This window comes from Deltaproteobacteria bacterium, assembly GCA_012522415.1.
GTDB lineage: Bacteria > Desulfobacterota > Syntrophia > Syntrophales > JAAYKM01 > JAAYKM01.
This window is the reverse complement of the sequence record JAAYKM010000026.1, coordinates 1-10481: the sequence shown is the minus strand read 5'-3', so window position 1 is coordinate 10481 and position 10481 is coordinate 1. Positions and strand designations below refer to the sequence as shown.

Annotated in this window: 10 protein-coding genes; 1 reads left to right on the top strand and 9 read right to left on the bottom strand. The window is 48.1% G+C overall.

Annotation, left to right across the window (positions count from 1 at the left end):
* From GX147_02010 to secA, 9 genes are all read right to left on the bottom strand, one after another.
* Positions 1–1080 (bottom strand): 1-deoxy-D-xylulose-5-phosphate reductoisomerase (locus GX147_02010; protein NLN59483.1); only part of this gene is annotated, 1080 nt, incomplete at its 3' end.
* Position 1081: 1 nt separating this feature from the next.
* Complete coding sequence (locus tag GX147_02005; GenBank protein ID NLN59482.1) at positions 1082–1897, bottom strand: phosphatidate cytidylyltransferase; 816 nt, start codon at positions 1895–1897, stop codon at positions 1082–1084.
* Positions 1898–1900: 3 nt separating this feature from the next.
* Positions 1901–2644 (bottom strand): isoprenyl transferase, encoded by a 744-nt coding sequence (locus GX147_02000; protein ID NLN59481.1) that lies wholly within the window; start codon positions 2642–2644, stop codon positions 1901–1903.
* Between the two features lie 125 nt (positions 2645–2769).
* The gene (gene frr, locus GX147_01995; protein ID NLN59480.1) at positions 2770–3327 is read right to left on the bottom strand and encodes a ribosome recycling factor; all 558 of its coding nucleotides are present in this window, start codon (positions 3325–3327) and stop codon (positions 2770–2772) included.
* Positions 3328–3330: 3 nt separating this feature from the next.
* Entirely contained in the window at positions 3331–4047 is a 717-nt protein-coding gene (locus GX147_01990; GenBank protein NLN59479.1) for a UMP kinase, read from the bottom strand.
* On the bottom strand, positions 4048–4653 hold the full coding sequence (gene tsf / locus GX147_01985) for a translation elongation factor Ts (GenBank protein NLN59478.1): 606 nt from the start codon (positions 4651–4653) through the stop codon (positions 4048–4050).
* 116 nt (positions 4654–4769) lie between these two features.
* Positions 4770–5600 carry a 30S ribosomal protein S2 gene (gene rpsB, locus GX147_01980; protein NLN59477.1) on the bottom strand — a complete coding sequence of 277 codons (831 nt, stop codon included), beginning with the start codon at positions 5598–5600 and terminating at the stop codon, positions 4770–4772.
* 187 nt (positions 5601–5787) lie between these two features.
* A complete protein-coding gene (gene argJ / locus GX147_01975) occupies positions 5788–6975 on the bottom strand; it encodes a bifunctional glutamate N-acetyltransferase/amino-acid acetyltransferase ArgJ (GenBank protein ID NLN59476.1) in 1188 nt (395 codons plus the stop codon).
* 22 nt (positions 6976–6997) lie between these two features.
* Positions 6998–9523 (bottom strand): preprotein translocase subunit SecA, encoded by a 2526-nt coding sequence (gene secA / locus GX147_01970; GenBank protein ID NLN59475.1) that lies wholly within the window; start codon positions 9521–9523, stop codon positions 6998–7000.
* A 277-nt stretch (positions 9524–9800) separates the two neighbouring features.
* Between secA and GX147_01965 the strand changes: the two genes are divergently transcribed.
* The coding region (locus GX147_01965; GenBank protein NLN59474.1) for a GTP-binding protein at positions 9801–10481 on the top strand (681 nt) is incomplete at its 3' end.

Below are 10481 nucleotides of genomic sequence, written 5' to 3'. Positions count from 1 at the left end.
ATTCACATGGTGCATGGACATCACCTTCTCAACAATGTCCAGAATTTCATAAAATGAAATGCGCCGATGCAGGAACGCCTCAACCGCCTTTTCATTGGCTCCGTTCATGACGGCCGGTAGAGTACCGCCACAACGACCGGCATGATAGGCCAATGCCAATGCCGGAATTTTTTCTGGGTCCGCCTTCATAAATTGAAGGGGGCCGACTGCATCAAGATCAAGAAACGAGCCATCCGGAGATTCCAATCGGGCCGGGTAAGACAGCGCATAAGCAATGGGTAACTTCATGTCCGGAAGGCCAAGCTGCGCCAAAATCGAACCGTCCCTGTATTCAACCAGAGAATGAACAATGCTCTCCGGGTGGATATACACACCAATCGCATCATAGTCCATATCAAATAACCACTTTGCCTCCAGTATTTCAAATCCCTTGTTCATCATCGTCGCCGAATCAATGGTGATTTTTTTGCCCATTTTCCAGCGAGGATGGCACAGCGCTTCTTCCGGTGTGACCCTGCGGATTTGCTCTGCCGACATTCCCAGAAAGGGGCCCCCTGAGGCCGTCAGGATGATACGCCTGATCTCCTTTCTTCGATTCCCCCTGATACACTGAAAAATGGCGCTGTGCTCGCTATCGACAGGAATAATGGCGACTTTATTCGTTCTGGCGGCAGTCATGACGATTTCCCCCGCCATGACAAGCGATTCTTTGTTGGCCAGGGCAAGTGTCTTTTTCTGGTTGATCGCATCCATTGTCGGAAGCAATCCATGTGAGCCGACCATTGCGGAAACAACCAGATCGACTTCAGGAATCGTTGCCACGCTCCGGCAACCCTCGACACCGATCAGTATATTGAAATCTCTGGGCAAGGGGAATGCACGTATTAGTCGGTCGGCACCCTGCTCCGTCGCCACGGAAACCATTCGGGGCCTGAATTCCTGAATCTGCGCCTTGAGTCGGTCGATGTTCTCCCCGGCGGACAATCCCATGACACGAAACATGGCCGGATGCCGCCTTACGATGTTGAGGGTGTTGACCCCGATAGAGCCCGTGGACCCAAGAATGGATATATTCTTCATCTCAGTTTATTATATAGGTCTTATAGTAATAAATGACGGGGGCGATGAACAACAGGCAGTCCATACGATCCAGGATTCCCCCATGCCCGGGTAAGGCCGTGCCCGAATCCTTGACGCCCCCTGTTCTTTTTATCTCCGATTCAAAGAGGTCACCCAACTGACCGGTTACCCCCCCTAGAAAGGACATGGCAAGCACGTGGGGTAACCATAGATTCGGCATGAACAGACAGGCGAATATGAGGCAGGCCGCCATGCTGCCCGCAACCAGACCGATCACCCCTGCGACCGTTTTATTTGGACTCACCGAGGGCATTAATTTCGTTTTACCCAAGAATTTCCCGGAGTAAAAGGCAGCCACATCACCGGAAAAGGCAAGTATCAAAATAAAAAATATCCACAAAACACCGTTCTCAAATCTACGGATCAGAATAAAATAAGATATAAAAACGGGAATATACCATATGCCGAACAGGTATTTTGTCAGCAGGCTGATATCCGGCCCCTCCTTGCGGTTCCTTATTCTGAACAAATCGCACAGAATCAGACAGATGATCAGGAGAGACAGAACCGCGTACAAATGCTCCAATCCCCCATAGTGAGTCATCAGGGGAATTACCAGGACGATACAAAAAAACTCCCATCTCCTCTTCAGAGGTTCGGACCCGTGAATAATTTTTTCATACTCCCAAGCTGCGAAAAAAATCACCAGGGCGATCAAGAAAGAAAATACGGCCTCGTTTCCAAAGTAAATAAGCAGAAAAAGGGATGGAACGGCAATGAAGGCGGTCAGCCACCGTTGGATATGAAAAGCATTCATTCTCTAGCGCGTCATTCCTTTCCCGAGCTGTGCGCTGGTTTTGCCGAATCTTCTTTCCCTCTTACGAAATTCCTCAATTGCGGCGAGAAGCTCCGCTTTTCCAAAATCCGGCCACAGAACATCCGTGAAATAAAATTCCGTGTAAGCCGACTGCCAGAGCAGAAAATTGCTCAAACGGTATTCACCGCTCGTGCGAATCAAAAGGTCCGGATCCGGCATATCCGCTGTCGAGAGGTAGCGGCCCAATAATTCATTCGTCATGTCTTCCCATGAATATCGTCCAGACTGAAAATCGGCAAAAAGCCCTTTGACGGCTTCCGTGATATCGTCACGACCGCTGTAGTTCAAAGCCAAGGTCAAAACCATGTCATGGTTATCAGCGGTTTGTTTGCATACCCCATGAATTTTATCCTGTAACGAGGGTTTTATGCGGGATATGTTCCCGATGATGTTCAGACGAATGCCCGTTTGTTGCATTTCCATAAGTTCTGACGTCAGATACTCGGACAGAAGCCTCATCAATGCGTTCACTTCCGTTATGGGTCTGGACCAGTTGTCCACGGAAAAGGCGTAAAGCGTAAGATACCTTACACCGAGTTCGCGACATGCCCTGGTAACGACACGCACAGCCTCCGCACCTTTTTTATGGCCGGAAATGCGTCCCATCGCATGCTTTTGCGCCCATCGCCCGTTTCCATCCATAATGATAGCGATATGTTGGGGAATAATTTGACTTTTTTTAGTCATAAGTTTTTTCGTAAAACCGGATCCTCATACCACAGTTTACACTGAATGACCATCAACGGTACTTCCAAAAAAAATAGGGAAGCTCAATACTTCCCCATTTTCCATCTTTTTTAAATCGATAAAGATCATATTTCCATAATTTCCTTTTCCTTCGACGTCAAGACCTGATCCACTTTTTCAATATACTTATTGGTGATTTTCTGAACCTCCTCCTGCTGGCGGAACAGGTCGTCTTCAGAAAGGGTGTTGTCTTTCTTCAATTCCTTAAGCTGTTCATTTGCGTCTCGGCGAATATTCCGAATATTTACTTTCGCCTCCTCTGACATTTTTTTAACGACTTTGACAAGTTCTTTTCTTCTTTCTTCCGTCAAAGGGGGAATGGACAATCGAATCAACTTGCCATCGTTGCTGGGCATCAACCCCAGATCGGACTTGTGAAGGGCTTTTTCGATTAAGCTGATGACACTGCTATCCCACGGTGAAATCAGAATAAGCCGGCTCTCCGGAACAGACAAGGTGGCCATCTGGTTCAGAGGAGTCATCGTTCCGTAATATTCCACTTTTATCCCGTCAAGGAGGGCAATCGATGCGCGCCCCGTCCGGACCTTGCTAAACGATTTATCGAGAGCGGCAATGCCCTTATCCATATTTTTTGTGAGTTCTTCAAAAATCAGTTCCGTCATTGCTTAACCTCCGACTATTGTACCAATCCTTTCTCCACAAATGGCGCGCTTGATATTTCCTTTCGTTAAAAGATTAAACACCAAAACAGAAAGGTTGTTGTCCCTGCAAAGCGAAATCGCTGTGGCGTCCATAACTCTCAGATTCTGTGTCAAAATATCGGTGAAGCCGATACGATCAAAAAAAACCGCATCATGGGACATAATGGGATCCTTGTTATAAATGCCGTCCACCTTGGTCGCTTTCATCAGGATATCCGCTTTAATTTCCAGCGCTCTTAGAGTGGCCGCCGTATCTGTCGTAAAATAGGGGTTCCCCGTTCCTCCTCCGAAAATAACGATCCTGCCCTTTTCCAGATGGCGGATCGCTCTTCTTTGAATGTACGCCTCCGCAACCTCTTTAACTTCAATAGCCGACTGCACGCGCGTCTCTATTCCCAGTTTTTCCAGAGCGCTCTGGAGGGCCAGGCTGTTGATCATCGTGGCGAGCATCCCCATATAATCAGCTGTGGTGCGATCCATCCCTTTGGCGCTTACTTCGACGCCCCGGAAAATATTCCCGCCGCCGACAACCACTCCGATCTGGACACCCAATTCCGACGCCTCCTTGATCTCATGTGCGATCTCATCGACCACATCGGGATCCACCCCGAAGGAACGCCGGCCCATCAGGGCTTCGCCGCTAACCTTGATCAGGATGCGCTTATACTGTGGCGACTGCATTTATCCCCCGATTTCTTCACCGAGCTGAAAGCGGGCAAAACGCCGAATAATAATATTTTCACCCGTCTTGGCGATCATGTTGTTCACCAATGTGGCAACCGTCATGCTGTCATCCTTGATAAACTTTTGATTCACCAGGCAAACTTCCTCATAAAATTTGTTGAGTTTTCCTTCAATGATTTTATCCCAGATTTTTTCCGGCTTTTTTTCCGCCAGCAACTGACTCCGGTAGATGTCCTTCTCTCTTTCCAGGGCCTCCTCGGGAATCTCCTGAGCATTGACGTAAACGGGGTTGGTCGCCGCAACCTGCATGGCAAGGTCCTTTGCCATGGCCTGGAAATGATCCGTTTTTGCAACAAAATCCGTTTCGCAGTTCAACTCCACCATTACCCCGATCTTGCCGCCCATATGGACATAGGTGGCGACCGTCCCGTCTTTTGCCGCCTTGGAAGATCGTTTCGTCGCCGCGGACATGCCTTTTTTTCGTAAATAATCAACCGCCTTATCCAAGTCGCCACCGGAGGCCGTCAGTGCCTCCTTGCAATCCATCATGCCGGCGCCTGTTTTATCCCTTAAATCCTTCACCATTGTCGATGTAATATTCAATTTTCTCTCCTCCTTAAAAGTAACAACTCCCTGAACCAGAGTCCGCATGTCATGGATGGAATATCCTTTATAAATGGGGCCTTTATAAAGGTAGGATCATTCGCCATGCTTATTTATTAATCATGGTCTTCGGTTTCTGAGGAAGCTTCCTCTTTTGTTTCCACGCTCTCCGGCACATCCTCATCCTCACCCGCATCCAGAGGTTCTACACTCAGTTCTTCCGCTTCGATTTCCTTGTTGCTTTCAGCCTGAACCCGTTCTTCAAATCGCTTTTTACCTTCCAAAACCGCATCGGCGAACTTCGATGAAAAGAGTTTGATTGCCCGGATCGCATCGTCGTTACCAGGGATGATATAATCAATATCATCGGGATCACAGTTCGTATCGACAATGGCCACAATGGGAATGCCCAGCCTTTTGGCTTCCCTGATTGCAATGTCTTCCCGTTTCGGATCGACTATGAAAACAGAGGAGGGATGCCCCTTCATGTTGCGGATCCCACCAAGAACTTTCTCAAGCTTTTCCTTTTCCTTTTGGAGAATTAAAATTTCCTTCTTCGGAAAAGCACGGATCGAATCATCGGTAAACATCTTGTCCAGATAGTTCAAGCGGTCAATGCTCTTTTTGACCGTCCCAAAATTGGTCAGCATACCGCCAAGCCATCGTTGACTCACGTAAGGCATATCACAGCGGGTCGCTTCCTCCCGAATCGCCTCCTGTGCCTGCTTTTTGGTGCCTACAAACAGCAATTCACCGCCTTCGCTTACGGTGTTGACGATAAAGTTATACGCCGCCTGAAAAAAGCCCACAGTCTGCTGCAGATCAATGATGTAGATATTGTTCCGAGCCCCGAAGATATAAGGTTTCATTTTCGGGTTCCACTTGTTCGTCTGATGCCCAAAGTGAACACCCGCCTCCAACAACAGTTTCATGGAAATGTTGGCCATACCGTTTACTCCTTTGCTTTGTGTTTATTCCGCCATTCCAGAAAACTACGGTCCAATTTTCTCCCCATGGAGAGAAAACAACACACCGTATATAGTGAGAATGTGTGAGGTTCGTGGGCTATTAACACATCCCCACCCAATGATCAAGTGAAAAGGTGAACAATCTGTGGTATTTTCCGCTCCGGGATCAGGTATGATAGTGGGCATTGATTGTGACGTATTCGTGAGTCAAATCGGAGGCCAAAAGTTGAAAGTGCGCCTTTCCCATTCCCATCTGGATCAGGACGCGAATGTGCGGCAATGCCATGATTTCCTTCAATTCTGATTCGTGCCCGTCAATGCCGCGGCCATCTGCAAAAATCACGACATGGTTGAGGGTCACCCGAACGGCGTTCACGGGAATCGTTTCCTTTACGGCCCCGATTGCTCCAATGATACGCCCCCAGTTTGGATCACCCCCGTAAAAGGCTGTTTTTACGAGATTTGAATTGGCCACGGCATAGGCTATCCTGCGAGCGTCCATCCGGCTCTTCGCTTCTTCCACCCGCAACTCAATGACTTTGGTAGCCCCTTCTCCGTCCTGGACCATCGAAAAAGAGAGTTGGGATAGGACATCGTCCAGCATGGTCTTAAATATCTGAATATTTCTCGATCCATTCAAAGGTTTGAGGCCGCTTTGCCCATTGGCAAGAATGAGCGCCGTGTCGTTTGTACTCATGCATCCATCAACTGTGATGGCATTAAAACTCCTGTCTACCGAGCTTCTGAACAATTTATCCAAGGTACCGCTTTCAATGTTGGCGTCGGTCATAATAAACGCGAGCATTGTAGCCATATGGGGTTCAATCATCCCCGCACCCTTGGCCAGTCCGCAAACCGTGATTTCGCGTCCGTCGATGACGCCTTTGGCCAGGGACATTTTGGGCCTTTTATCGGTCGTCATGATCGCCTCTTCAGCCTGCGAAAATCCATCTTCTTTGAGACCCGTAACCAGTCGCGGCATACCCTTCCTGATTTTGGAGATCGGCACCCGATACCCGATGACACCGGTCGAAGCCACGTAGACCAGTTCATCTCTAATGCCCAATTGGCGTGAGGCCATGAGAGACATCTCGCGTGCATCCTGAAGACCTTCAATACCGGTCGCCGCATTGGCGACGCCGCTGTTCGCAATAACCGCCTGGCCCTCCCCTCTTTGAATCCTTTCCATATCAAGCAGCACCGGTGCGGCCTTGAAAGCATTTTTCGTAAAAACCCCTGCGGCGGATGCCGGCTGTATAGAAAAAATCATACCCAGATCCTTGTAACCATTTTCCTTGATACCACAGTGGATACCATTGGCGAGAAAACCGGGTACAACAAATTCATGATTCATGTGACGTGCCTCTTTGTTTCAACTAATTCTGGCCACAGCATTTTTTATACTTTTTACCACTGCCGCAGGGACAGGGATCGTTTCGTCCGATTTTATCGCCGGTTCTTTTTATGGTTGCCTGTGCCGGCACCGCTTCACCCCGGTTCATGGTGAAAGTCTGCTTTTGTCTGGATTGTATTGCATCAACTTCCTCTTCCCGCTGAACCCGGACCATGCAAAGCTTCTCCAGCGTGTTCTCCTTGATACGATAAATCATCTCCATGAACATATCGTATCCCTCCTTCTGGTACTCCCGGACCGGATCCTTCTGTCCATAGCCCCGCAGTCCGATTCCCTCTTTCAGGTGATCCATGGCCAGAAGATGGTCTTTCCAGTGGACATCAATCGACTGAAGCATGATGACTTTCATGAGATAGTCCATGAGAGAGGTTCCGAATTCCTTTTCCTTTGCCTTCAGGAGATCCTTGACTGTTGTGATCAGTTCATCTGTTATGATCGTCTCATTTAACCCATCCGGATCAGAAGCAGCATAATCCGTCCTGAGGGAGAAGCGTTTAAAAATCATGTCGTCCATGGCCTTCAAGTTCCAGTCTTCAGGATGGCTTTTTTCTTCTATGAAGTCATCGACAAGATTTTCCGCAACCTCTTCCAGCATTTCCGAAATATCTTCCCACAAGTTGTCCCCTTTCAGAACCTTCTTGCGCTGCTCATAGATTACCTGGCGCTGACGGTTCATCACATCGTCGAAATCCAGAAGGTGCTTACGTATTTCAAAATTCTGGCCTTCGACACGCTTTTGTGCGTTCTCAATAGCCCGGGAAATAAACTTGTGCTCTATGGGCTGGTTTTCCTCAATGCCCAGACGATCCATTACGGCGGAAATTTTCTCTGCTCCGAAAATTCTCAACAGATCATCTTCCAGAGAAAGGTAGAAGCGAGAAGAGCCTTGATCCCCCTGTCGGCCGGAACGACCTCGCAACTGGTTATCGATACGACGGCTTTCATGGCGCTCCGTACCCAGAATATGAAGACCACCCAGTTCGGCGACCCCCTCCCCCAGCTTGATATCCGTACCCCTTCCGGCCATATTGGTTGAAATCGTTACCATGCCTTTCTGTCCGGCTTTTGCAACAATCTCCGCTTCCTTTTCATGGTTCTTGGCATTGAGAACATAATGGGGAATACCCGAGCGCGTCAGGAATTTACCGAGTAATTCTGACTTTTCAATGGATATCGTCCCAACGAGGACTGGCCGTCCCTGTTGATTCAACTCCTTGATCTCTTCGATGACGGCGTTGAATTTTTCCTTTTCCGTTTTATAGATCACATCGGAATGGTCGTTTCGAATCATGGGCATATTGGTTGGAATAACCACGACATCCAAATCGTATATTTTTTTGAACTCGGCGGCCTCTGTATCGGCCGTACCGGTCATGCCTGAGAGTTTTGTGTACATCCGAAAGTAATTCTGAAAATTGATTGTGGCAAGGGTCTGGTTTTCCCGCTCAATTTTCACCGTTTCCTTCGCCTCCAGGGCTTGGTGCAGGCCGTCACTGTATCTCCGTCCGGGCATGATCCGCCCCGTAAACTCATCAACGATAATGACCTGCCCATCCTTCACCAGGTAATCCACATCTTTTTTAAACAGGGTGTGGGCTTTCAACGCCTGGTTGACATGGTGAAGAAGCTCGATGTTTTTCGGCTCATATAGATTCTGTACCTTTAAGTAGGTTTCAACGCGCGCCACGCCTTCTTCCGTAAGCGCAACGGTTCTTGACTTTTCCTCTACCGTATAATCCTTCTCCTTCCGGAGATTGGGGATGATCTGATTGATCCGGTAATATTTATCCGTCGATTCCTCGGAGGCACCGGAAATGATCAAGGGCGTTCTGGCTTCATCGATCAGAATGCTGTCAACCTCATCGACAATCGCATAATTAAAATCACGCTGGACATAATCGTCCAGGGTAAATTTCATATTATCCCGAAGGTAATCGAAACCAAATTCGTTATTCGTGCCATAGGTGATGTCTGCGCCATAGGCCTCCTTGCGTTCATTGTCGTCCATGCCATGGACAATGGTTCCCACGGACAAGCCGAGGAAACGATATATGGGCCCCATCCACTCGGCATCGCGTTTGGCCAGGTAGTCTTTCACCGTCACCAGATGAGCGCCTTTTCCTTCCAGTGCGTTGAGATAAAGCGGCAATGTGGCAGCCAGGGTCTTGCCTTCCCCTGTCTTCATTTCGGCAATTTTCCCTTCGTTCAACACGAGCCCTCCAATGACCTGAACATCAAAGGGGCGCATTTTTACCGTCCTCCAGGCAACTTCACGGACAACGGAAAAGGCTTCAGGCAAAATATCCTCCAGTACGGCCCCTTCGGCCAATTGTTCTTTAAAATATCCGGTTTTGGCTCTTAACTGGTCGTCGGAAAGATTCTGCAAGGAGGGTTCGAAACGATTTACCTCCTGAAGAATATGAGACAATCTTTTAATATCGCGATCGTTTTTTGTGCCAATGATCTTTTTAATGAAATAATCCAGCATAGGACACCCGCTTAAGAATTTATGTCACTGAAGACGATGAAGTACATGAACTGTGGAGAATGATTTTGAAAGGCCCCCTCCCTGCGTCGAGAGTTCTTATACTGACATCACTATAATATGTCAATGATATTTGCTCTTGATCTTATTCTATAAAATCGCGTTATTGGACGCATTTACGGGGATTTTCCCCGGGAAATTTGTCTTGACTTTGTCGTGTGTATTGGGCTAAACAGCCGCAATAAAACAAAGTATATGTTCTCATCAGAAAGGAGTTCTCATGGCAAAATACGATACAGCGTCCCTGAGAAATATCGTCGTCGTCGGGCATGGCGGGACGGGTAAAACCTCACTTTGTGAGGCGTTTCTTTTTTTGAGCGGCAAAACAGACCGACCGGGACGTGTTGATGAAGGCACCTCCTCCATGGACTTCGAACCCGAAGAGCAAAAAAGACATATTTCAATCAGCACGGCGGTTAACTTCTTCGAATGGGACAAGCATAAAATCAATATCATGGACACGCCAGGTGATTCTAATTTTTCATTCGATACGAAGAATGCCCTGCGTGTTGCAGACAGCGCCGTTGTTGTCGTCGATGCCGTCAGCGGCGTGGAGTTTCAGACCATCAAAAACTGGGAATACGCCGATGCACTCAATATACCCCGTGTAATTTTTATCAATCGCATGGACAGGGAAAGGGCCGACTTCAGGAAGTCTTTTGACAGCATAAAGGCTCTCCTCGGGGAAAAGGGCACCCCCCTCTGCCTTCCCATTGGTAAGGAAAATGCTTTTAAAGGCATCGTTGATCTGGTCGACATGAAGGCGATGATCTTTGATGACAAGCAAGGCACCTATACCACAGCCGATATCCCGCCCGATATCATAGACGATGCCAATCATTACCGGGAATCGATGTTGGAAGACATCGCGGAATGTGACGAAAATTTGATGGAGCAATAT